Source organism: Lysinibacillus sp. NPDC097279 (genome assembly GCF_044761745.1).
Lineage (GTDB): Bacteria > Bacillota > Bacilli > Bacillales_A > Planococcaceae > Lysinibacillus.
In genome coordinates this window covers 843,063-866,225 of the sequence record NZ_JBIWDA010000001.1, presented here as the reverse complement: position 1 = coordinate 866,225, position 23,163 = coordinate 843,063, and the positions used below count along the sequence as shown (strand labels likewise).

23 protein-coding genes are annotated in these 23,163 nt (G+C 36.4%); 9 read left to right on the top strand and 14 right to left on the bottom strand.

Annotation, left to right across the window (positions count from 1 at the left end; translation table 11 throughout):
• Positions 1–137: 137 nt before the first annotated feature.
• The 5 genes from ACIQ1H_RS04170 to ACIQ1H_RS04150 form a co-directional block, all read right to left on the bottom strand.
• Complete coding sequence (locus ACIQ1H_RS04170) at positions 138–1,004, bottom strand: metal ABC transporter permease (RefSeq protein ID WP_402886728.1); 867 nt, start codon at positions 1,002–1,004, stop codon at positions 138–140.
• A complete protein-coding gene (locus tag ACIQ1H_RS04165) occupies positions 1,001–1,873 on the bottom strand; it encodes a metal ABC transporter permease (protein ID WP_402886726.1) in 873 nt (290 codons plus the stop codon). Before ACIQ1H_RS04165 ends, ACIQ1H_RS04170 begins: the two co-directional genes overlap by 4 nt.
• A complete protein-coding gene (locus tag ACIQ1H_RS04160; RefSeq protein ID WP_402886724.1) occupies positions 1,867–2,616 on the bottom strand; it encodes a metal ABC transporter ATP-binding protein in 750 nt (249 codons plus the stop codon). The genes ACIQ1H_RS04165 and ACIQ1H_RS04160 overlap by 7 nt, the downstream gene beginning before the upstream one ends.
• A gap of 8 nt (positions 2,617–2,624) precedes the next feature.
• Complete coding sequence (locus ACIQ1H_RS04155) at positions 2,625–3,539, bottom strand: metal ABC transporter solute-binding protein, Zn/Mn family (RefSeq protein WP_402886722.1); 915 nt, start codon at positions 3,537–3,539, stop codon at positions 2,625–2,627.
• A 621-nt stretch (positions 3,540–4,160) separates the two neighbouring features.
• Entirely contained in the window at positions 4,161–4,325 is a 165-nt protein-coding gene (locus tag ACIQ1H_RS04150) for a hypothetical protein (protein ID WP_172771906.1), read from the bottom strand.
• 353 nt (positions 4,326–4,678) lie between these two features.
• Here ACIQ1H_RS04150 and ACIQ1H_RS04145 point away from each other — a divergent pair, with 353 nt between their 5' ends.
• Positions 4,679–5,704, top strand: coding sequence for an S-layer homology domain-containing protein (locus tag ACIQ1H_RS04145; protein ID WP_402886720.1), 1,026 nt, complete (start codon positions 4,679–4,681; stop codon positions 5,702–5,704).
• 170 nt (positions 5,705–5,874) lie between these two features.
• Here the strand turns inward: ACIQ1H_RS04145 and ACIQ1H_RS04140 are convergent, their stop codons facing one another.
• From ACIQ1H_RS04140 to ACIQ1H_RS04125, 4 genes are all read right to left on the bottom strand, one after another.
• Complete coding sequence (locus tag ACIQ1H_RS04140) at positions 5,875–6,924, bottom strand: 2,3-butanediol dehydrogenase (RefSeq protein ID WP_402886718.1); 1,050 nt, start codon at positions 6,922–6,924, stop codon at positions 5,875–5,877.
• 21 nt (positions 6,925–6,945) lie between these two features.
• Positions 6,946–7,584: a GntR family transcriptional regulator gene (locus ACIQ1H_RS04135; protein ID WP_173478896.1), complete on the bottom strand. Its 639-nt coding sequence runs from the start codon at positions 7,582–7,584 to the stop codon at positions 6,946–6,948.
• Positions 7,585–7,825: 241 nt separating this feature from the next.
• Positions 7,826–9,571: an adenine deaminase gene (gene ade / locus ACIQ1H_RS04130; protein WP_402886715.1), complete on the bottom strand. Its 1,746-nt coding sequence runs from the start codon at positions 9,569–9,571 to the stop codon at positions 7,826–7,828.
• Between the two features lie 123 nt (positions 9,572–9,694).
• Positions 9,695–10,120: a pyridoxamine 5'-phosphate oxidase family protein gene (locus ACIQ1H_RS04125; RefSeq protein WP_173479112.1), complete on the bottom strand. Its 426-nt coding sequence runs from the start codon at positions 10,118–10,120 to the stop codon at positions 9,695–9,697.
• 162 nt (positions 10,121–10,282) lie between these two features.
• Here ACIQ1H_RS04125 and ACIQ1H_RS04120 point away from each other — a divergent pair, with 162 nt between their 5' ends.
• Positions 10,283–10,909, top strand: a complete 627-nt coding sequence (locus tag ACIQ1H_RS04120; RefSeq protein ID WP_173478898.1) for a YczE/YyaS/YitT family protein — start codon at positions 10,283–10,285, stop codon at positions 10,907–10,909.
• Between the two features lie 83 nt (positions 10,910–10,992).
• Here the strand turns inward: ACIQ1H_RS04120 and ACIQ1H_RS04115 are convergent, their stop codons facing one another.
• The 3 genes from ACIQ1H_RS04115 to ACIQ1H_RS04105 all read right to left on the bottom strand — a co-directional run bounded on the left by ACIQ1H_RS04115 (position 10,993) and on the right by ACIQ1H_RS04105 (position 13,609).
• The gene (locus tag ACIQ1H_RS04115) at positions 10,993–11,628 is read right to left on the bottom strand and encodes a 50S ribosomal protein L25/general stress protein Ctc (RefSeq protein WP_402886713.1); all 636 of its coding nucleotides are present in this window, start codon (positions 11,626–11,628) and stop codon (positions 10,993–10,995) included.
• 214 nt (positions 11,629–11,842) lie between these two features.
• On the bottom strand, positions 11,843–12,763 hold the full coding sequence (locus ACIQ1H_RS04110; RefSeq protein ID WP_402886711.1) for an S-layer homology domain-containing protein: 921 nt from the start codon (positions 12,761–12,763) through the stop codon (positions 11,843–11,845).
• A 156-nt stretch (positions 12,764–12,919) separates the two neighbouring features.
• A complete protein-coding gene (locus tag ACIQ1H_RS04105) occupies positions 12,920–13,609 on the bottom strand; it encodes a YjjG family noncanonical pyrimidine nucleotidase (RefSeq protein ID WP_402886709.1) in 690 nt (229 codons plus the stop codon).
• 322 nt (positions 13,610–13,931) lie between these two features.
• Between ACIQ1H_RS04105 and yfkAB the strand changes: the two genes are divergently transcribed.
• Positions 13,932–15,044 carry a radical SAM/CxCxxxxC motif protein YfkAB gene (gene yfkAB / locus ACIQ1H_RS04100; RefSeq protein ID WP_402886707.1) on the top strand — a complete coding sequence of 371 codons (1,113 nt, stop codon included), beginning with the start codon at positions 13,932–13,934 and terminating at the stop codon, positions 15,042–15,044.
• A 254-nt stretch (positions 15,045–15,298) separates the two neighbouring features.
• Here yfkAB and ACIQ1H_RS04095 read toward each other — a convergent pair whose 3' ends face one another.
• Positions 15,299–16,291, bottom strand: coding sequence for an LLM class flavin-dependent oxidoreductase (locus ACIQ1H_RS04095; protein ID WP_402886705.1), 993 nt, complete (start codon positions 16,289–16,291; stop codon positions 15,299–15,301).
• A gap of 75 nt (positions 16,292–16,366) precedes the next feature.
• The gene (locus ACIQ1H_RS04090; RefSeq protein ID WP_228134081.1) at positions 16,367–16,792 is read right to left on the bottom strand and encodes a hypothetical protein; all 426 of its coding nucleotides are present in this window, start codon (positions 16,790–16,792) and stop codon (positions 16,367–16,369) included.
• A gap of 214 nt (positions 16,793–17,006) precedes the next feature.
• On the opposite strand from ACIQ1H_RS04090, the gene ACIQ1H_RS04085 reads away from it, so the two are divergent.
• The 6 genes from ACIQ1H_RS04085 (at position 17,007) to ACIQ1H_RS04060 (ending at position 23,140) form a co-directional block, all read left to right on the top strand.
• Positions 17,007–17,774, top strand: a complete 768-nt coding sequence (locus tag ACIQ1H_RS04085) for a TSUP family transporter (protein ID WP_402886703.1) — start codon at positions 17,007–17,009, stop codon at positions 17,772–17,774.
• Between the two features lie 119 nt (positions 17,775–17,893).
• Positions 17,894–18,412 carry an RNA polymerase sigma factor SigV gene (locus tag ACIQ1H_RS04080; protein ID WP_173478905.1) on the top strand — a complete coding sequence of 173 codons (519 nt, stop codon included), beginning with the start codon at positions 17,894–17,896 and terminating at the stop codon, positions 18,410–18,412.
• Positions 18,405–19,295 carry an anti-sigma-V factor RsiV gene (gene rsiV, locus ACIQ1H_RS04075; protein WP_402886701.1) on the top strand — a complete coding sequence of 297 codons (891 nt, stop codon included), beginning with the start codon at positions 18,405–18,407 and terminating at the stop codon, positions 19,293–19,295. Before ACIQ1H_RS04080 ends, rsiV begins: the two co-directional genes overlap by 8 nt.
• A 107-nt stretch (positions 19,296–19,402) precedes the next feature.
• On the top strand, positions 19,403–20,536 hold the full coding sequence (locus ACIQ1H_RS04070; protein ID WP_402886700.1) for an endospore germination permease: 1,134 nt from the start codon (positions 19,403–19,405) through the stop codon (positions 20,534–20,536).
• Positions 20,536–21,993, top strand: coding sequence for a spore germination protein (locus ACIQ1H_RS04065; RefSeq protein WP_402886698.1), 1,458 nt, complete (start codon positions 20,536–20,538; stop codon positions 21,991–21,993). Before ACIQ1H_RS04070 ends, ACIQ1H_RS04065 begins: the two co-directional genes overlap by 1 nt.
• Positions 21,986–23,140, top strand: coding sequence for a Ger(x)C family spore germination protein (locus ACIQ1H_RS04060; RefSeq protein WP_402886697.1), 1,155 nt, complete (start codon positions 21,986–21,988; stop codon positions 23,138–23,140). Before ACIQ1H_RS04065 ends, ACIQ1H_RS04060 begins: the two co-directional genes overlap by 8 nt.
• Positions 23,141–23,163: the final 23 nt, after the last annotated feature.

Below are 23,163 nucleotides of genomic sequence, written 5' to 3'. Positions count from 1 at the left end.
CCTTGTCAGTATTCTTTAATATTGCAAAAAAAAATGAAGAGATGCAGCCTATTTTAAGCCCCATCTCTTCATCTATATTACTTAGTATAGCGAGGTACGTACTATGTCATTATTAGTCCTACCATTGTTCCTTTTGATCACCCTTCAAATTTACCAACAAGGGATTTTCTTCTCCTATCGACAATTTTTTGAGCGAATAACGTGACAATAAATAATAGGCCGACTGCTGTGGCCATCATGCCTGCAATGGACGTGTCCCAAAATTTAGCCAAATAGTAACCGATAATGGACGACGCCCCACCATATAACATACTGAATAAAAACATCTGTTTAATCGATTTACTAATTAAGTTGGCCGTTGCAGCAGGACCAATTAGCATGGCGACTACCAAAATTGCCCCTACACTATCAAACGCAGCTACAGTTGTAAAGGATATAGAAGTCATAAAACCATAATGCAGAAAAATAATTGGTACCCCTATCGAGGCCGCATACACTGCATCAAAGGTTGCTAGCTTCATTTCTTTAAAGAATAATACTAAAAACCCGATATTTATCAATAAAACGAGCAACAGCATCCAGACTGCTTTTGGCATTGTAATCGAAAATAATGTCCATTTATCCCATGGGACAAAAGCAATTTCCCCCATTAACACATGCTCCACATCTAAATGAACATTGCTAGCAAACAATGTAATCAGCAAGACGCCTGCAGCAAATAAAGACGTAAAGACAACGCCAATTGCGGCATCTTCCTGTATGCCTGATGAATGAAGTAATTGTACTAAATAGGCAGTTAAAATTCCTGCGACTGCCGCTCCTACAAGCATCCAAAAGCCGTTTAATGTTTGCGTAACAATAAAAGCCATAACAATTCCGAACAGTACCGTATGACTAATGGCATCCGCTATCATGGACATTTTACGTAATATTAGAAAAACTCCAGCCATACCACATGTAATTCCTACTAATAGTCCCGTAAAAATGACCCAAAACTCAATCATCCTACTTCACCTTGCTTTCGAAACTGTTTTTTTCTGAGGAATTTATTAATTTGCCCCGCTGGACTTATTAAATAAGAAATAAAGAAAATACTAGCTGCTACTAAGACAATAATGGGCCCTGTTGATAATCCTGTACGCAATGAACTTATAAAAGTTCCGATCATACCTGATAACCCTCCAATGGCAGCACTTAGGACAATCATAGAACTTAGTTTTGTCGTCCATAGTCGAGCACTTACAGCAGGTATGATTAATAGCGCCGACATTAAAATAACACCAACGGATTGTATGCCTGTTACGATTGTCAAGACAATCAGTACCGTCAAGACAGCTTTTAATGCTTCAACTGGCAAGCCAATGCCCTTTGCATAAACAGGATCGAAGATTAGAAGCTTCCATTCCTTATAAAATAATAGACTAACTAAAATAATGATTGTCGCACATACAAATAGCCATGTTAAGTCGACTTTCGTCATTGTTGCAGCTTTGCCAAAAATGAAATCATTGAGACCGCTTTGATTTCCAAGTGGGCTATGATTTACAACAGTCAAAAATACAACACCTATCCCAAAAAACACTGTTAATACTAAACCGATCGCCGCATCTGCTTTCATTTTAGAAAAGGATACAATCCATTGGATACAATACACAGATAATGCTGACGTAATGGCAGCTCCTAAAATTAAGATTGGTAAGTCTTTTTGACCCGTTAATAAAAAGGCTATTGCAATACCAGGCAATGCTGCATGAGCTGCAGCATCTCCCACTAAACTTTGTTTTTGAAGAAAGGAAAAGGTCCCCGTTATTCCCGCCGCGATTCCTAGTAGCATCGTTCCAAGCAAAACCCAAAGTAAGTTACCGCTTAACATACACTGTTCGCTCCTAACGTGTCTTGCATCATGAAAAGTTTGCCACCGTATGTTTTTTGTAATTGCTCTGGTGTAAAGACATCTTCCGTATCCCCTGATGCTAAAATTGTTTTATTTAATAAAATTGTGTAATCAAAATATTCTTTTACTGTTTGTAAATCATGATGCACAACAAAAATACTTTTTCCTTGTGCCTTTAAGCTTTTTAAAATATCGATAATTGTTTTTTCTGTTGCGGCATCTACACCAGCAAATGGTTCGTCTAAGAAATAAATATCCGCATTTTGCGCTAGAGCCCTTGCTAAAAACACACGTTGCTGCTGCCCACCAGATAATTGTCCAATGGAGCGCTCTGCGAAATCTAGCATTCCTACACTTTCCAAAGCTTGATTAGCAAGCATCTTATCCCGTTTGGAAGGACGTTTAAATAAACCTGTATGTCCGTATCGCCCCATTAACACAATATCAAGTGCATTTGTTGGGAAATCCCAATCGACTGCATTGCGTTGAGGTACGTAGCCAACAACTAAACTTTTTGGATCAAAATTCTTTCCAAGTATTTCTACTTTTCCAACCTTATTTGGTAACTGATTTAAAATCGCTTTTAAAAACGTTGATTTGCCAGCTCCATTCGGTCCAATAATTGCCGAAAGTCTGCCTGTTGGCACTGTAACGTTGGCATTTTCTAATACGGTTTTCTTATCATAAGCAACCGATAAATTTTCAACTGTTAATGCATTCATTTTTCCACCTACTTTAGTGCATCGACAATTGTGTCGATGTTATGTTCATACATCCCAACGTATGTGCCTTCTTTTGTTCCTTCAGCACCCATAGCATCCGAAAATAACTCTCCGCCTACAACAATATCATGCCCTTTTTGTTTTGCTCCTTCAATTACGGCTTTCATTGCTTTATCCGAAACGCTTGACTCTACAAAAATGGCTTTAATTTTATGCTCTACTAAGAAATCTACCATTTCTTGTACGTCTTTCACGCCATATTCAGCTTCTGTACTCAAGCCTTGTAAGCCTCGAACTTCAAACCCTTGGCTCTCACCAAAATAATTAAATGCATCGTGCGCTGTTACTAATATCCGTTGTTTTTCTGGAATTTCCTTAATACGCTCTTGCGCGTAAGTTTGTAACTCATCTAATTTTTTTAAGAAAGCTGTTTCATTTGCTTGAAAGTCATCCTTATACTCTGGGTATTCTTTTACAAGTGTTTCTGTTACCGCATCTACAACTTGTTTCCATAGGTCAATGTTAAACCATATATGTGGATCGTGTAATAACCCTTCATCTTCACTATCAAGGAGCTTATCTTTATCTAACTTATCACCAACGGCTAGCACCGTTTTGTCTTTTGACATTTGATCAAAAATATCGAGCATTTGCCCTTCCAACTGTAAACCGTTATAAAAGATTACTTCAGCGTTTTCTAACTTTGATAGATCACTTTGTGTTGCTTTGTATAAATGTGGGTCAACACCTGGTCCCATCAACGCGGTCACAGTTAAATGGCCACCACCAATTTCTTTTATAACATCAGCAATATGCCCTGTCGTTGCAACAACATTCCCTTCTCTTTTTCCAGTTTCATTTTTTTCTGCGCTACAACCGAAAAGTAGCATCATTAACACAATTACACCTAATAAACGTTTCATGTACTTTTTACCGTTGTCAAAACCATATAAAACGTTCTATAGATTACGTTTACTTCATGTTTCCTCGTGCATCTTTCATTTGTACCCGCACAATCATAAGCTGATAGTTGAATACAGCGATTTGTACAATTTAGCCGCAACATCTTGCACTTGGACGACTACTAGTAACTACAGAGATGGGCATAGGTTTCATCATAAGATGTACACCCATCACAATTAGATAGTGAAAGCTTCGTTAAAACTTTATGCACGATAGATTTCAGAAGAAGGACAACATTTTAATTGTTTTATTAAATAAAGCGAAGCAAACTCTTATAGCTGTATTGCCAAATGAACTTGCAAAAAATGTTTATTATTCTGACGTAGGATTACTTCTCCAAATCGGCTCTCAAAAGCTTTTCTTAATTGTTAGTCGTCGCTTGATGAAGATGATGTTAGGGTTATTCGTTTAGTGATAACGAAGTTAACGTATTACTTTTTCCTGTTTTATAGTGTTGCTTATTTTGACGAACGGCTTCCCTCCTTAAATCTTTTTTATAATTTACGAGAAATGCTTCGCTGCAACTTGCGTTAACATTTCTCTTATTTCCACATTCATGTTGATAGCTCTTTTCAATCAAATTAATTATTTATCATAAATTTTTTCATAAACTGTTTCCAGCCCATCCAAAATACAACTATTGAAATCGCTACACCGACAGATTGGGTCATTTTCCACACTATTGTTAGAAACACTAGGACCCCTAGTGGAAGAATCGTTAGTTTTAAATCATCTAACTCTTTCATAGACTCACTCTTCTTTCGTTTACGATATTTTGTTTCCCTTAGGAAAAATATATGCTTAAAGAGAAGAAATTTCAACTGTTTTAACAAAAATTTTTTAAAAAAGTTTTTTTCTGCACCTCTTTTATATTTCCCCTACAAAAAAAACCGCTAATTTTTGTAAAAAATTAGCGGTGCCTAAGAAGCGAAGGAACGCACATTGTTCTCCTTATGTACTAACTAGAATTACTGATAGACTCCTGACTATTTTATTAGTCATAAAAAGGACTGCTTTAAAAAAATCAATTGAAACATTTGCAGTTTCCATCTATATCCTGCAAACTAAAAAGGAGAATTGCTAGAAAGGGAGAATGATAATGAAACAATTAGTGTGTATAGTATTGCTTTCATTACTTATCGTTAGTGGAAACCACAAGGTTGAGGCAGCTGGTTTTACAGATGTGACCGAAGAGCATTTTGCCTATGAGGCAGTCATCTGGGCACAGGAATATGACATTATTGATGGCTATGCGGACGGTACCTTTAAGCCAAATGCGACCATTACTGAACAACAATTTGCAAAATTACTTGCAAATTATTATGAACTGGAGAGCCCTTATGATGAATTAAAAAAGCAGACAGCTGGAGCAAACTGGTCAGATGAGTATTATAATCGACTCGCAAGTTATGGAGTACCTCTTAATGGCTATTTTCATAACAATATCCGTGCGTCTGCTATAAAGCGTGGCGTTGTAGCACAGGCTATCACTCACCTAGCTGAAGGTAAACGCGGCCTTAATGAATCCATTCAATTTTTACTCGATTCCTACATCTCCACTGGTCAAAATGAGCAATATGAAAATCGTGACTTACAAAAGTTTTTTGGCGTTACAAACAATATGACACGTGCACAAGTTGTGACATTGCTTCACCGCATGGACTCGAGAAATTTTTATACTATTTCTGATGATGCACAAAACATTCATGATAACGCAAGCAATGCTTCATTAAATACACGTGCGATGAATGGGCAGTATCAGCTAGATAAAACGCTACAGCAAGTGGCACCGTCAAAAAGTGCATGGGAAGGAACTTATACGTACTACTATAAATGGGGTAAAGGAGCAAATGAGTTTAATCGCCGCGATGCCGTTATTTCTAATGCTACAAGCAAAACCTTCGATATTTCTTTGACAGCAAATGATGGTCAACAGTTTGGTAGTGTAGATGGGACAGCTACAATTACTTCTAGTACGAAGGCTGTAATGAACAAATCTGCAAATGGAAACCGCTGTGTTTTGGAATTCGAGCAACTTAAAAACGCCATTAAAATAATTGAGGTAGATTGTAGTGCAGAGCATGATGAAGGAACGAATTTTTCGGGTACATTAAAAAAACAATAAAGCCCATTCCTGCGAAATGTGCAACATCAGCAAACTCGATTGTAAAAGAAGTTTATTTAAAAGTACTGTTTTATTAAGGGAATAAAAAAGAGAGAACTTTATTAGTTCTCTCTTTTTGGATTAGAAGAAAAGGAGTATACACTAGTCTAAAATATCTTTTTTAAGCGCTATTATTTTTCTCCACTTAATTCGACTAAAATTTTAGATTGCGTTTTGTCGTTTGTTAACGCTTCAAATCCTTTATCAACAATTTCGTCTAATTTTATTTGACTTGTGATAATACCTTGTGGATTTAGCTGACCAGCTGCCATTGCATCAATTGTTCTTTGGAAAATTGTCGGTGTATACACAATGGAAGATAAAAGATTTACACCAGTGTTTGTAAGATGAATTGGATTCCACTCGATCGGTCTTGCAAAAATAGAAACAATCATCATATTACCACGCGCTTTTGTTACATCGATAGCTTGTTTAAATGTAGGAGCAACCCCAGCAACTTCAAAGGACACATCTACCCCATCCGCTACAATCGCTCTCACTGCTTGTACAGGGTCTGCTTTTCCAGAGTTAATAACATGCGTAGCCCCTAGTTCTTTCGCTTTTTCTAGACGGTTATCGGATAGATCTAATACGATCACTTTGCTTGCTCCAGATGCTTTAGCAGCAATGACTGTTAATAATCCGATTGGTCCAGCACCGAACACTGCAACTGCATCTCCTAAAGTGACACCAGCATCTTTTACAGCTTGTACAGCAACAGCCATTGGTTCTACTAATGCACCATCTTGTAAAGTTAAATTATCAGCTAGATGATGTACATTTGTTTCTGGCACGTTCGCATATTTTGCAAAACCACCGTTTCCATGTAATCCGATAAAATTAAATCCATCATAGCGATCGACATCTTCATGTTTATTTCTATATGTTAAAGTAGGATTTATTACTACACGGTCTCCTACTTTAAAGTTTGAAACGTTAGCGCCAACTTCTTCGATTACGCCAGCAAATTCATGTCCCATTGTCAACGGAGCAATTTCACTTGTTAAATCTGCTTTTGCATCTACTGGTATGAATACTGGACCTTCTTGATATTCATGTAAGTCACTTCCACAAATACCTGCCCAAGCTACTTTTACTTTCACTTCATCTTCTCGTAAACCTCTTAATTCAACCTCTTCTACTCTAATATCTTTTACACCGTGCCAAACTGCTGCTTTCATAATAAATTTCCCCTTTAAAATTTAATTAAAATGATGCCATAAAATAACATCTTTAATAGCATTTCGGGCATTTTCAAAATCCGATATTTCTATACACTTGATGAACGTATGAATGGACATATGATAGGATTCAACGAGATTCATTTTCCATTTTGTTTGTGCAGCTACATTTGTAACAAATATCGTTTCTTTAAAGAAACGTAACATTGCAATATTTCCAGTAATATCAAAAAAGAATTCTAACAGGTGTGCAAACGCTACAACATATTCGTAAATATTATTAGCAGACTTTCTTTGTTCCATCGTTTCAAAACGAAGTAAAAGTTCATGTTGAAACTCGGCAGTCCATTTTGGTTCACATTTTTTAAGCGCAAGGTCCAATAGGTAATAAAGGGTTTCCAAATAATCCTTCAATTCCTGATCCGAAATAATTTTTACACTTACGCCTTTATGTTGTATTTTTTCCACTACACCATCTTTTTGTAAAAGATACAGCGCCTCTCGGACAGGCGCATGACTTACTTGTAACTCTTTTGCAATTTCCGATTCTATCAAACGCTGGCCTTGTTCATATTGACCTGAAAATATGCGAAATAATAATTGCTCTGCTATTTGTTCTGCAATTGTTTTCTTTGAAATTGAATTTCCATTAAACCCCATCTAACCACTCCAATAAATTTATATCCTTTTATTCTAATAGTTCTGTGTATAAAGTGGCTAGTAAAAATGTTATCCATTATAGATTATCGATAATCTATAAAAGTTATTTTAATATGAAAACGCTTCGATTTCAATAATTTTGAATCAAAAGCCATTGTATTTGCATTCACTCAGGTTAAAACACGGATTACAACTAATAAAAACGACCTGATAGCACGATGCTGTCAGGTCGTTTTTATTTTTAGGCTTCTACCGAAATATGTTGGAATGTTGTAACATCAAATAATCCTGAATCCGTTAACTTTAATGCTGGAATAACAGGTAATGCTACAAATGAAAATGTTAAAAGAAAATGAAAATCTAAATTAGGGTTTAGTTCATTTAATGCAGCGTGAAGATTTGCTAATTGCATTTTGGCATCAGGTGCGGGTGCATCGGTCATTAATCCACCTATTGTTAAAGGCATTTCTGCTAATATTTTGCCATCTGCTACGATTACAAATCCCCCTTGAATTTCTTGAATACGATTGAGTGCCAGGACCATATCTGCATCATTCGTTCCTACGACGAGAGCGTTATGAGAGTCGTGTGCTACCGTTGTTGCCACTGCACCTTTTTGCAAGCCAAAGCCTTTCACAATTCCAAGACCCGTTGTGTGTAAATGATGGTGGCGCTCGATTACTGCTAGCTTCAGTAAATCCTGTTCTACTGACGGAATAAATTCCCCAGCGCTTAACGGTACATCTGCTACTAAATGGTTGGTAATAAGCTGATTAGGCACAATCTCCATAACATTCGCTTTTGATCCTTTTGTAAATGGAATGGCAAGCATGTCCGTTGTAATAGTTGGCAAATGAACAGAGCGATGGATATGGGCAGGAACATCTGGTTTTACACGCCCAGTTAGCATTGTTCCTTTTTCAGCAACTTTAACTCCATTTTTCCAAACCGCTTTCGCTTGCATTTTCGCCACATCTTCAACTAATACAAAATCGGCTTTATAGCCTGGTGCAATTGCCCCTCTATCATATAAACGATAGCACTCCGCTACGTTAATGGTAGCTATTTGAATTGCTTGTAATGGCTCCATGCCTTCTTCAATCGCCATTTTGACATCAAAGTTAATGCTGCCCTCTTCCATTAATTCATCGACATACTTGTCATCTGTACAAAAACCAAAACGACGCGCATTGATTGCATTGACAGCAGGTAATAAATCACGTAAATTTTTAGCCGCTGAGCCTTCACGTATTAAAACATACATTCCTTGCTCAATACGGTCTAGCGCTTCTTCTGCTGTCACACACTCATGATCTGTTTGAATTCCTGCCGCTCGGTAACCTGTAATTTGAGAACTATTTAAACCTGCACAATGTCCATCAACAACAAGATTGGCTTGTTGTGCTAATCTAATTTTTTCAAGCATGCTCTTGTCACCATTTAATACAGCAGAAAAATCCATAACCTCAGCTAATCCGAGTACATGTTCATTTGTCATAAAAGGTGCTAAATCGGCAGCAGTAAGTGTTGCTCCTGCATGTTCAAAACGAGTGCCTGGCACACTCGAAGGCAACATGACGAAAATGTCCATTTCTGCTTTTTTCGCATCATCTAGCATAAACCGAATGCCTTCTGCACCCGCAACATTTGCTATTTCATGTGGATCTGTAATAACCGTCGTCACGCCGTGAGGAACAAGCACACGACTAAATTCAGCAGGCGTAAGCATTGATGATTCAATATGTATATGCCCATCTATTAACCCTGGGATAACATAATGCCCTTTTGCATCTTCTTCATTGCGAGCAATAAAACGATTTTGTGTATCGAGAGCTACAATTTGCCCATTTTTCACAACAATATCAGCCTTTTTCCACGCTAAAGTAAAAACATCTGCCACTTGTGCATTCCGCAAAATAAAATCTGCCTTTAATTTCCCCTGTGATGCCAATATATTTTCTGTTAGCTGCTGTACTTTTTCAACCATTTTGAGCACTCCCTTTTCTTTTATGAACTATCATGCATGAATGACGCAGGAGTTTCAAGTCATGTAGAATGGTTCGACTTAATTTTTCTTGTTACTTTACTAACAAGATGAAAAAACGACCATTTATAAATGGTCGTTTGTAAATTCTAACTCTTTAGGTGGCTCACCTTTTTTATTCATCAGTCGCATACGAATCGGTTCAATTTTTAAAGTTACCATTTCATCCTTATTGCCAATGAAGATTCCAGTGAAAAATTCCGCTAATTTATTTTTCAAGCCTTCCTCTTCAATTTCCGTAAGCTTTCCTTCTATCTCAACGAACGTATCTCCAAAGCCACCATTATCGTAGCCGTATAAAATATGTGTATAAGGATTTTTTAATAGCTCATCAATTTTCTCAGAGTGCTTATTTGTCACGGTGTATAATACAAAGTCTTCATTTTGAAATGTCATATAACGTGAATATGGTTTGCCATTTTCTACTGTTGCCATCGTGCCTATTTTTTCTCTGTTTAATACTTCTAAAATTTCATCACGTACTGAAGTCACTTCATCCCATCCTTTCATAGTCATTGTTATTTTACCCCTTGTTTCATAAGCTAAACCGCCTTTTTTTGAAAAATATGAAATGACTATTTTCGGGGATTATTAAAAACAATTGCTATAATAACTTGTTAGGCAACATGAATTTTTTAGAATGAGGTTTTAAATATGAAACAAGCTTTTTTTACACGATGTCTATTTTTCATTGCTGGCATCTTAGTTTTATCCTTTGGCATCACTTTAACAATTAAAGGGCAATTTTTTGGCGTTGGTTCGTGGGATGTCTTACATATAGGATTAGCCAAAACATTTGGTCTTACAATTGGCACATGGTCTATACTAATTGGTTTAGCCATATTAGCATTTGATATGCTAGTGACAAAGAAATTTCCTTTACCAGGTACATTTGCAGATATGTTTTTAGCTGGCATTTTTATTGATATATTCAACTTCTGGCTACCAGATATTGAAGGCTTTTGGATGCAGCTATTAGCTTACTTAACTGGATTGCTATTACTAGGTTGGGGCTGTGGCATGTATATGGTAGCAAATTTAGGTATTGGCCCACGTGATACATTAATGCTCTTAATGGTTCATAAGCTCGGCTGGAGTGTTACACGTGCTCGTACTTTCATGGAAGTAACCGTTGCTATTATTGGTTTTTTACTAGGCGGACCTATTGGAGTAGGAACTGTCCTTATGGCTTTCGGACTTGGCCCTATTGTTCAATTTGCCTTAACCTCCAATGAGAAATTATTTACAAAATGGACTGGTGTTAAGAGCGCTGTCGTTTAAAAATATATATAATTTAAAAAGCTTGTGAAATGAAAACTTTCACAAGCTTTTTTATGATCCATGTAGGTTGTTAGAAAAGGATGTTATTCTCTCGGTTCTTCTGTATTTTGCCCTGTAGCTTCTATTACTTCTGGTGTGCCATCTACTGTTTCATCTTCTTGTACATTTTCTGCTGCTGGAGGCGTGACTGTCACTAATGTATAGTCGTCTTCATTTAAAATTTCAAATTGTAAATTTTGACGAATATCACCCACATAAAGTGATGTACCAATTGCTACATTTGTAACATCGATTTCTACCGTTTCGGGTATTGCCGAAGGTTTCACTTTAATGCGAATTTCACGATTTGGTTGTAACAAGAATCCTCCATCTTTCACACCGATAGCATCTCCTACTACAGTAACAGGGATATCGACTTCTAGCTCTTCTGACATATTGATTGATTTAAAGTCTACATGCTTTACAAAACCTTTAAGCGCACAACGTTGTACTTCTGTTAACACTGCATTTACTTTTTTTCCTTCGACATCTAATTGAAATACACTTTTAGTACCAATTTCGCTTAATACTTTAGCGAATGTTCGCGCATCAAGTGATATGGACGTGGGCTCCATTTGATAACCGTAAACTACACCAGGAATGGCACCACTTTGTCTTAGTTTTGTTAATGTTGAGCGTTGTCCTTTATGACGTTTTGTTGCATTTAATATAGTACTCATCAGCATTTTCCCCTCTCGTGAAAACTAGTCTCATAAATGGTTTTACCCGATAGTTTGGTTTTTATACCTTTTTACAGTTTTAATGTGCGCATTTTCACTGATATTATGTGTTCTTTATAATCGACTGATTTCATAATAAAAACACCTTTCCATCCATGTAAGAATGAAAAGGTGCTGAATCGCCGATAGAGTGCCAGGCACTTAAAAAAGACACTTATAATCTGCCAGCAGCTTGTAAAGTAACAGCTAACATTTTTGCGAATTGACCACGTGTAATATACTGATTTGGGTTTAAATTTGTATTATCATCTAAAGCGCCGATTGTATACAGTGTTTGTATGTGGCGTAATAGCTCTCCTTGGAAAGTATGACTATCTTCAAAAGGTAAAATGGATTTATCATCTTTATCTTCTTGCACAAAATCAACCGCATCCAATGTGCGTCCAAGCATTAAAATTGCCTGCTGACGTGTAATTTTGCCGTTCGGATCAAAAATCGTTGGCGTTTTGCCATGAATAATGCCTAAAGCATGTAAAGCACCTACATGTCCACCATACCACGATGTTTTTTGATTGATGTCTGAAAACTGTTTCGTTGGCTCCTGCTGAAAGCTAAATGCACGGACGAGCAAAGCACTAAACTGTGCACGTGTTAAAGAGTCGTTCACACCAAAATTATCAGGTGTACGCCCTCGAATGATTCCCCGCTCCGCCAAAGTTTGAATATAGGAGCTAGTTGTTGTCTTTGCTAAATCTCGGAAATATAGTTGCTCAGGTTGTACAAACTTCAACTCTGCATTGTTATGGATAATCGCAACTACGCGGTCCCCCTCGTCTCGATAGGCTACAGGTTCCATTCCTTTTTTCAGCACTTGCTGTAGCACACCAGATTGACCATTTTTAAAAATGACGACCTCTAGTGGCTGACGATTATTGACGATATTCGCTTTAATGCTATAGATTCCATTTTTTTCAGTTGCAGTAATTGTAGCACCATAGGCGGAATAAACCGTCATATTTTCTGTTTTCATATGTACATAGTGCGTCGGTTCTTCATAGGCGGATGCTTCTATCGGAAAAGAGATCAATATCCCCCACACCGCAACTATAATCGTTGTTTGAAATAGTTTTTTCATAATGCTCCTCCCTTTTTATTTCCTATTTCTATCATAATAGATTTAATTGTGTAAAAAAATAGTATTTTTAGCATATGCTCTTATAAGTTACCAAATCTAAAAAGGAAAAACTTCGCTCTACTAATTATAGTAGGCGAAGTTTTTTACCTTCTTGAATTATTTATTTAATAACGTATGCAGCTCATGCAATTTTTTAATTTCATAATGAGGCTGTATCTCCGTTATATTGGGGATACCGCGAAAATTAAACCAGCATGTATCAATTCCCGCTAGCAAGCCGCCTTTCACATCAGATGTCAGTGAATCACCGACAATAAGTGTCTTTTCTTTATTTAATCCGTCGATACGGTCAAAAACATAATCAAAGAAGGCTGGCATCGGTTTCTGGAAACCCGTTTGCTCTGAAATAAAAATACCTTTAAAGTATTTTGCCAAATCTGCATCTGCTAATCGTTTATTTTGTGTTTTAGTCACACCGTTTGAAACGACATATAAATCGTAATTGTCTGCAAGTTGTGCAATAAGCTCATATGCCCCATCTACGTAATGGTGCGCTTCCTGCAAATACTTTTGGAAAACCGTTTCAAAATATTCACCGTCTACATCAATGCCAAATTCCTTTAAAGCGATTGAAAATCGAGTATTATGTAATGAAGTTTTTGTTACTTCGCCTCGTTCAAAAGCACGCCACATTGATTCATTAATCTCTTTATAGCGGGAAATCATCGTCGGTGTAGTTGCAATTTTTTCTTGTTCAAATAAACGGCTTAGTGCAGCATCTTCAGCTAAATTAAAATCTAATAATGTGTCATCTACATCAAATAATAGTATTTCATACTTACTCAAAACTATTTCCTACTTTCTTCGTTACGGTCTTGCCGCCTTGCTAACTCTATCATAACGTTTTATCTGAAAAAAAGCAGTGTATACACTCATTCTTTTCTTTGCATCGCATATGAAAAAAACAGCTTTTTCTTACCTAATTTGACATTTTATAGTTCCTTCTGAAAATCGAAACAGGCTGGAGAACATGTAAAAGCATTTTTTCTATCCTTTCACGAATAAAATTTTCTAGAAAGGACGTAAAAAAGCTCTTTCAATAATTTCATATTTGAAATTATCACTGAATATGAGACAATAGAATGCTAGAAAGGAAGATGTACGAATTATGACGACCTTACAAAAAATGACGCCCAGCTATGATCCATGGGAAGCGTATTTAGATGTCGAACAACATGGTCATATGACCCTATCAAATATTGAATTTACAACTACAACCCTTTGTAATATGCGCTGTGCTCACTGTGCAGTCGGCTATACATTACAAAATAAAGACCCGCAAGCATTGCCTATGGAATTGATTACTAAGCGACTGGATGAAATACCTCACTTAAAAACACTTAGCATTACTGGTGGCGAGCCAATGATGTCTAAAAAATCAGTTCAAAATTATGTCCTGCCCCTTTTAAAATATGCACATGCACGTGGGGTTCGTACACAAATCAATTCTAACTTAACCATTGAGCCTGAACGTTATTTACTGATTGCTCCTTATTTAGATGTTTTACATATTTCACATAACTGGGGTACAGTTGATGAATTTGTTGAAACAGGCTTTGCCATGATGGAGCGAAAACCAACTTACGAACAGCGTGCAGCTTTGTTCCAACGCATGATTGATAACTCAAAAATGCTTGCAGAACATGGTGTCATGGTATCGGCGGAAACAATGCTTAACAAAAAAACTTTACCGTACTTGGAGCATATCCATAACCAAATTATTAACGAAATGCAATGTGCACGTCACGAGGTACACCCGATGTATCCATCTGATTTTGCAAGTTCGCTATCATCTCTTTCACTAGCGGAAACACGTGAAGCAATTCATCATTTACTTGATGTACGCGATGAAAATACTTGGATGCTCTTTGGTACATTGCCATTCTATCCTTGTAGCACCGATACGGAAGATCAAAAGCTATTAAAACGATTACGAGAAGCAAAAAATGTCACGATGCGTAATGATCCTGACGGTCGTTCTCGATTAAATATCAATATTTTCACAGGTGATGTCATCGTTACAGACTTTGGCGATGCATCTGCACTTGGTAATATCGTTCATGATAAACTGCCAGCAGTTTTTGACAAATGGATGGATACAGATTTAGCAAAATCATTAAACTGTCACTGTCCAGCTGTGAAATGCTTAGGACCAAACGTCTTAGTTAAAAATATGTATTATCAAGACACTACTTTTACAAGTGGCTCAGCGAAACTATAACAACAAAAATGTCCAATGCACCTGCATGCATTGGACATTTTTGTGGGTGATTCCCTATAATAAACCGTTGATTTCCAAACGCTCCCACTCTACTTGGATGCATAGAACGGAAGGAAGGATGCGAACTACTCGCACGATAGCGACAGTTGAGACTATTTATATACCTACCGTAGCGTAGCAGTCAACAATGGAAACAGCAAAAAGTGTTAGATTGATGATTAGTCAATCTAACACTTTTTCTCTTTAGTCCAAGCTTAAATCAATTCTTTTGCCAGTAGTTTATAGCAATTTAAGCGACTTTCCTGCGCGTATTGATTGCAGTTTAGCATTACTTCATCAAAGCCATATTGTTCCTGCTCTGCTACTAAATATGCAGCAACTTCCTTTGGTGTGCCGACAATATTTGCTTTACGGTTGTTAGCAATCATCATTTTATCCATCTCTGTCAATGGATAATCCTTCGCCTCTTCTGGTGACATCGCCTGAATAATTTGCCCCTTCATCAGCTGTAGGCGTGTAATATCGATTGGCTTAGCTAAGTATTCCGCTTCCTCTAACGTATCGGCAACTGTAGTCGCATAGGTAACGATAATTTGCGGTTTTTCCATATAATATGAAGGTGTAAAGTAAGACTTATACGTATCAAATATATCCTTAGACATATTACCAGTAAAGAACTGAGCATATGAATAACCTACACCACGTTGTCCTGCATGCATGGCACTTTGACCACTTGAGCCGAGCAACCACGCTTCTGGTAATTGTATGTTTGTAGGTGAAGCAATAACTTGATTATAAACAGATTCACCCGTTTTTTGATTATTCATCAATTTTAAAATGGTATCGAGCTTATCATATTGTTCATTAAAATGCTGTCTGCGACCCTCTGCTAATGCGTAAATGGATGCATGGTCTCCACCAGGAGCGCGACCAACACCAAAGTCAATACGATTTGGCGCAAGCGCACTTAATGTTTTAAATACTTCCGCTAGCTTGTAGGGAGAATAATGCATCATCATGACGCCTCCCGTGCCAATGCGCATACGCTTTGTTTTCGCAGCTAAAAAGGCTGCTGTAATTTCAGGTGCTGAGCTTGCTAATGATTCACTATTGTGATGCTCTGCTAGCCACATACGATGGAAGCCAAGTTCTTCTCCTAAAAGCGCTAATTGTTCTGTACGCAAAAAGGCCTGTTCAGCAGTATGACCTTTCGGTACAGGAATTTGATCTAAAATACTTAATTTCAATGAAAACACCCTCTCTGTCTGTATGCTCTCCTTTCTACTGTAATATAGTCATCCTTTTTTACAAAGTAAAAGCACTTACTGATAAGCGAGCTGTTTCATTTCCCAAGTTTCATAAACCATCCCAACAAGCGAGCCTTTTTGTTGTGAATCAAGTACAACATCGTTAAATTTCATGGCATAAAGCTTAAATTCATTCGCTTCCTCATTTACTATGAATTGCAATATGGCATGTCCTTTTTCCTCTAAAAATATTATATCCCCTGAAAGTTCTACTACATGTTGACCAGTTTTCGCCTTATAGTAACGCCAATAAGGCTCTGTAAAAGCGTAATTAAAGGCATCACGAACTTTAACGTCAGTAAAATCAACCAAATAACCTTCCTTGACCGTATCGATATAGACATTATCCGTAATATCTTTTTTCGCATTAAACACATAGCCAACGAGCACTCCCATAAACACTACACAAATAAACACACGAAAATGATTTCCTAAAGACAAATGTCATCACGTCCCCTTTACGCAAAAACACCTTTTCTTCATAATACATTAAAATTATTACATAAAGTAGAATATTTTTGTATTTTGCAGATTTTATATATTAGAAACAATCCGTACATACTAAACGCGTTAACTAGAAATTATTAGAGGCTATTTACAGTCACTCGATGTTCCGCTAATATCAGATTATTATTACAGAAAAGAGATGACGTTAGTGCCTTTTGATTTAGATCTAAATATATTGTTAATTCTTATAATTTTTGGCTTTTTGGCCGCATTTATCGATTCTGTAGTTGGTGGTGGCGGACTTATATCATTGCCTGCTCTTTTATTTGTAGGTTTACCACCATCTGCCGCGGTTGCAACAAATAAACTGGCTGGTACAATGGGATCTCTAACTAGTACGATTACGTTTTACCGCTCTGGGAAGCTAGATATTAAATCCGTTTATAAGCTATTTCCTTTTGTCTTTTTCGGCTCCATGATTGGCGCATGGATTGTCCATTTAATCGATCCAAGCGTTTTAAAGCCATTAATGTTAATTATGCTAGCCGCTGTAGCTATATATACGATTTTCAAAAAAGACTGGGGTAGTATTTCCACCTATAAAAAGCTAACACCTAAACGATATGCTTTTTTTGTGCTTATTATTACTTTAATTGGCTTCTATGATGGTTTCTTAGGACCAGGGACAGGATCATTTTTCTTGTTTGCCTTTTTAATTGTTGGCTTTGATTTTTTAAAATCAGCTGGCAATGCCAAGTTTTTAAACTTCGGAAGCAATATCGCAGCGCTTCTAATGTTTATTTACTTAGGTCAGATACATTACACATACGGTTTTGCTATGGGTCTTGCTCAAATTGCAGGTGCGATAGTCGGTTCGAAATTTGCCATTAAACGCGGAAGTAGTTACGTGCGTAAACTATTTATCGTTGTAACAGTCCTATTACTTCTGAAAAATACATATGACTATTTTTCGTGAAACAATTCTTACCTTGAATATAAGGTAAGTTTTTTTTCATTCCATCAACTTTTTCCCCACTTTCATACGTCTAGTAGTTGTATACAAATTGAAAATGTTAAAAAGGAGCTTCTTTGGACATGAAAACAAGAAATGCATTTCAACATGAAGAGGTGTTTGTCCAGTTAATTCGTGAACAGAAAGAACGATTTTATTTGCTTGCCTATAGCTATACGAAAAATGAACAGGATGCACTTGATATCGTACAAGACAGTATTCAAAAAGCGATGCTTTCTCTCGATCGATTAGAGCATGTGGACTATATGAAAAGCTGGTTTTACAAAATTGTTGTAAGAACTGCGATTGATTTTTTGCGCAAGCATAACCGTTTACAAGTAACGGACGATAACACATTACAATATTTAACACCTGCTCAAGAAGATAGTTATGAGAACCTCGACTTAGAGCATGCTTTAGAGGAATTACCTCAAATGTACCGTGAAGTTGTGATTTTACATTATTTCGAAGATTTAAAGCTAGCTGATGTTGCCAACATACTGGACATAAAGCTAAGCACTGCTAAATCGCGCCTATATAAAGCTTTAAAATTGTTAAAAATACAACTCCAAGATGGGAAGGGAGAAACAGCACATGGATAAAAAATTAGAAGAATTACAAAAACAATATAATGACGTACCAATTCCAAAGGAGCTTGACTTTGTAGTGGAAAGTGCAATTAAACAAGGAAAAAGAAAGAAAAAAAAACGAGGGCCACAATGGTTACTTGGAACTGCGGCAGCTGCTATGCTGCTTACAGCTAGTTTAAATATTAGCCCTGCAATGGCACGTTCACTTTCAGATATACCAGTTGTTGGTAGTGTCGTAAAAGTATTAACATGGACTGAATATGAAGTAGCCGATGACACATATGACGCAAATATTAAAGTACCTTCTATTGAGAATTTAGATAATACTGATCTTGCAAATGCTTTAAATGAAAAATATCGTTCAGAGGGAAAAGCACTTTACGATGACTTTATTGCAGAAGTTGGTGATTTAAAGGCAAATGGCGGAGGACATTATGGAATCGATAGTGGCTATGACATCAAAACGGATAATGACCAGATTTTATCAATTGGACGTTACATCGTCAATACAGTTGGATCCTCATCAACAGTCATGCACTATGATACGATTGATAAACAAAATGAAATTTTAATTACGCTGCCAAGTCTATTTAAAGATGACAGCTATATTGATGCTATTAGTGAAAACATTAAAGATCAAATGCGTGCACAAATCGCTGCAACAAACGAAGAAAAAGTATATTGGGTGAAAGGAGCAGGCTTGCCAGATGAAGATTTAATTGAAGAGTTCTCAACGATTAATAAGGAACAACAATTCTATATTTCTAATAAAGGGAAACTTGTTATTTCATTTGATAAATATGAAGTAGCACCTGGCTATATGGGTGTAGTGGAATTTGAAATTCCGACAGATGTTTTACAAAACAGTCTTGTAAGTAATAAATATATTCATTAAACATAAGCACTATCTCATGAATCGTGAGATAGTGCTTTTTTAAGACTTATAATCCTATAACTTTTTGTCAAAACTTATATGTATCAAACATGTTAGAGGGTTTTCAAATGAAAGGTATAGGATCAATTAGTATTTTACATGTTGTCTTCCTAGCAATGACCGTGATTGGTTTAAAAAATCACGTTACAATTATGCCACCATTATTGGAAATTGCAAAAAGAGATAGCTGGCTATCCGTTCTCATAACAACAATTATTATGTTTCCTTGGCTCTTTCTTTTAGTTTATATTCATAGAAAATCAAATCAAGAACCTTTGAGAGATTGGTTACCACAAAAGATTGGAAAAGTCGGATCTACTATCGTCATTTATACTATCGCTATATTTCTAATGATTATTGTAGCATTTACAATGATTGAAACATTGCAGTGGATTAATACAACCTTCTTACCGAAAACACCAAAGTTAATTTTACTTGCGATTTATGTCGTTCTTTGTATCCTCCTTGTTACAACTAGTTTACAAACGATTGTTATCGTCAATGTATTCGTTTTATTGGCCGTCGTCGTTTTTGGTTTTTTTGTAGCCTTTACAAATTTACAAGTTAAGGACTATGACTTACTGCGTCCCTTTTTTGAGCATGGATTCCAACCTGTTTTACAAGGGCTCGTCTACCCCGCCTCAGGGTTTTCGGAATTAATCTTATTTTTACTTATACAACATAAAATTAAAGACCGTCTGCGTTGGCATCACTTCGCCATTATGCTTTTAATTTTAACAGGGCTAACGATGGGACCACTCGTCGGTGCCATAACAGAATTTGGGCCTGCTGAAGCCTCTAAACAGCGCTATCCTGCCTACGAAGAATGGGGTTTAGTAACAATAGGGCGCTATGTTGAACATTTAGACTTTCTTTCTATTTATCAATGGTTGACAGGCACATTTATACGTGTCGGTTTTATTTTATATATCGTAACCGACTTATTAGGTATGGTTGGAGATAAACCTCGCATTTGGAAGATGCTAGCATTTCCGTTCTTTATCATTTGTCTACCGTTAATGTTATTAAATGAACACATATTTCTACGACTCAAAGGAAATTATATATTAACAGCTACATTTATTTTCTTTTTCTTACTATCCATCTTTTTAATGATTGTAGCTTTCATGTCAGGAAAAAAAGGAAAAAAAGCCAAAAACTCTACATCCGATTACCAAGACACGGAAAGTGGTGACACTTGATGCCTTCAACAGAAAAGCCCTTAGATTTATCGGCCTTAAAGCAGTTATTTGGAAAATCAGCAGACGTTTATTTTCAAGAATATTTGTTTCAGCAACACCGCGTACAATTTGTCATCTGTGAGGCAATGATTGATCAACAACTTCTCAATGACGTCATTGTAAGCCGTATTCATGCCCTTTTCGATAATTTACATGAAGCATCCCTTCAAGATGCTATTAATACAAAGCTACACATCCCTGACTTACAACAAGTAACAGATGAATCTGAAGCCATATCACTTGTTTATAATGGCCATTTACTTCTGTTTTTTGAAACAGATAACTTACTATATGCCACTAATATTGCCCATAAGCCTAACCGAAATCCTGAAGAAACAAGGATGGAAGTACTTGTAAAAGGACCAAGAGATAATTTTATTGAAGATGTCTCAGTTAATATTGCTCTAATTAGAAAACGCCTTCCGACAAATTCTTTATGTGTTGAAAAAATGGAATTGGGAAAACGTTCAAAGACAACGGTCGCCATACTTTATTTTGGTGATATTGCGAACTTAGATATTTTAAATAGTATAAAAGTACAATTACAATCAGTTGATACAGATATTGTTATTAGTGGAAATTTACTAATGGAGTACGTTAACAAAAACACAAGATTTTTCCCAAAATCTGATTATACAGGACGTCCTGATTACGCCATTCAAGCATTAATTCGAGGACGTTTTATAATTTTAATTGATGGTGTAGCCTATGCAGTTATTACGCCTGTAAATTTATTTTTACTGTTAAAGACAGGTGAGGATAATGAATACCCTATTATTTTTAGTTCACTAGAACGTTTACTACGTATATCAGGTATTTTTATCGGACTACTGTTACCTGCTTTTTGGCTCGCTTTGACAACTTATCACCAAAATCAATTGCCTTTATTACTATTAGCAACGGTTGTGCAAGGGCGCACTGGTCTACCCCTTCCATCTTCACTTGAAATGTTATTAATGCTTTTAATGTTTGAGCTATTTAGAGAAGCTGGATTACGTCTTCCATCTGTAATCGGTGGAACAATCAGTGTCGTTGGTGGCTTAATTATTGGTGATGCGGCAATACGGGCAGGTGTGACAAGTCCAGAAATGATTGTTATTATTGCTGTTTCTACAATTGCATCCTTTACACTTGTTAACCAATCGCTCGTAACAGCCGTCAGTATTTTTCGTGTTGGCTTCATTTTATTAAGCGGCTTTTTTGGGCTATTTGGCTTTTTCTTATCATTTTATTTAACCCTTCTTTACTTATGCAATATTCGAATATTTGGTTATTCCTATATGCAAATTGGCGGTGATTTAGAATGGTCTACCATTAAGAAAACACTATTTCGACTATCGCCTAAAGGTTACACGAAACGTCCAAATTATATAGCTCCACAGGACCAAACACGTACGAGTGAGGATAAAAATGAATAAAAAAATACTCTGTCTATTATTAGTATTTACGACACTGCTATCAGGATGTTGGGATGTTACTGAACCACAAAGAATGTTTTATGTTCATGCACTCGGTATTGATTTTAAAGATGATAATTATGTAACGTATATGCAGATTATTGATTTTGCCAATATAGCTAAATCAGAACAGCCTAATAATCCGCAAGCTCAACAAGCAGAAATCGGAAATGGTAAAGGAAAAACCGTAGAAGATTCTCTTTTCGATTTGTATCATTCCATTGATCAAAAGGTGTTTTGGGGACATATTACTTACATCGTCCTTTCAGAAGAAGTAATGAAGAGTAACAAGGTTAATCAGGTGCTAGACTTTTTAACACGTTTTCGTGAAACGCGTTACCAAATATGGGTATACGGCACAAAAGAACCACTCGATAAAATACTTGAAATTACACCGATAAATAATAAGGCGCTTACATTATCAAAGCTTGGCGATCCATTAAATTCTTTTAAACAAGAATCATTTGTTAAACCGATAAATATTCGCAAATTAGTGATAGGGTTAAATGAGCCAAGTCATGAAGTTTATCTTCCGTTAGTATCAATAAATAAGGGATGGGTATCGTCGAAAGGAGAGTCGGAATCTATTGAAATGAAAGGTGTGACGTTACTCTCCAAAGACGGATTAAAAGGGTTTCTTACCGAAGAAAAAACAAGCGGAATCAAATGGATGACCAACGAAACTATACGCAGTGAAATAACAGGACAAATTGGTGAAGAAGACACCTTCGTCACTGTTACATTAGAACATATAAAAGTTGAAATTTTTCCTATTGTAAAAAATGATAATGTGCAATTTGACATAGAAGTGAAAATGGAGGCAAATGTTCTCGGCATTACAGAAAAAATTACGACAGAAGAAATTCGACAAGAAGTAACAAAGCAGGTAGAACAAGAAATAAGGAACACATTTAAAGAAGCACTGGCACTGAACACCGATATTTATCGTTTATCAGAACAGCTATACCGAAAAGACGTTAAAACATGGAAGAAACTAGAGAAGGATGGGAAAATCGAGTTAACAGAAGATTCTATTCGCAAAATAAAAGTAAAAGCGATTAAAGTGAATCCAGGGCGGGAATCTTTTATCGAAACAATTGAAAAATAATATGTAAGGGCATTGAGTAAAAA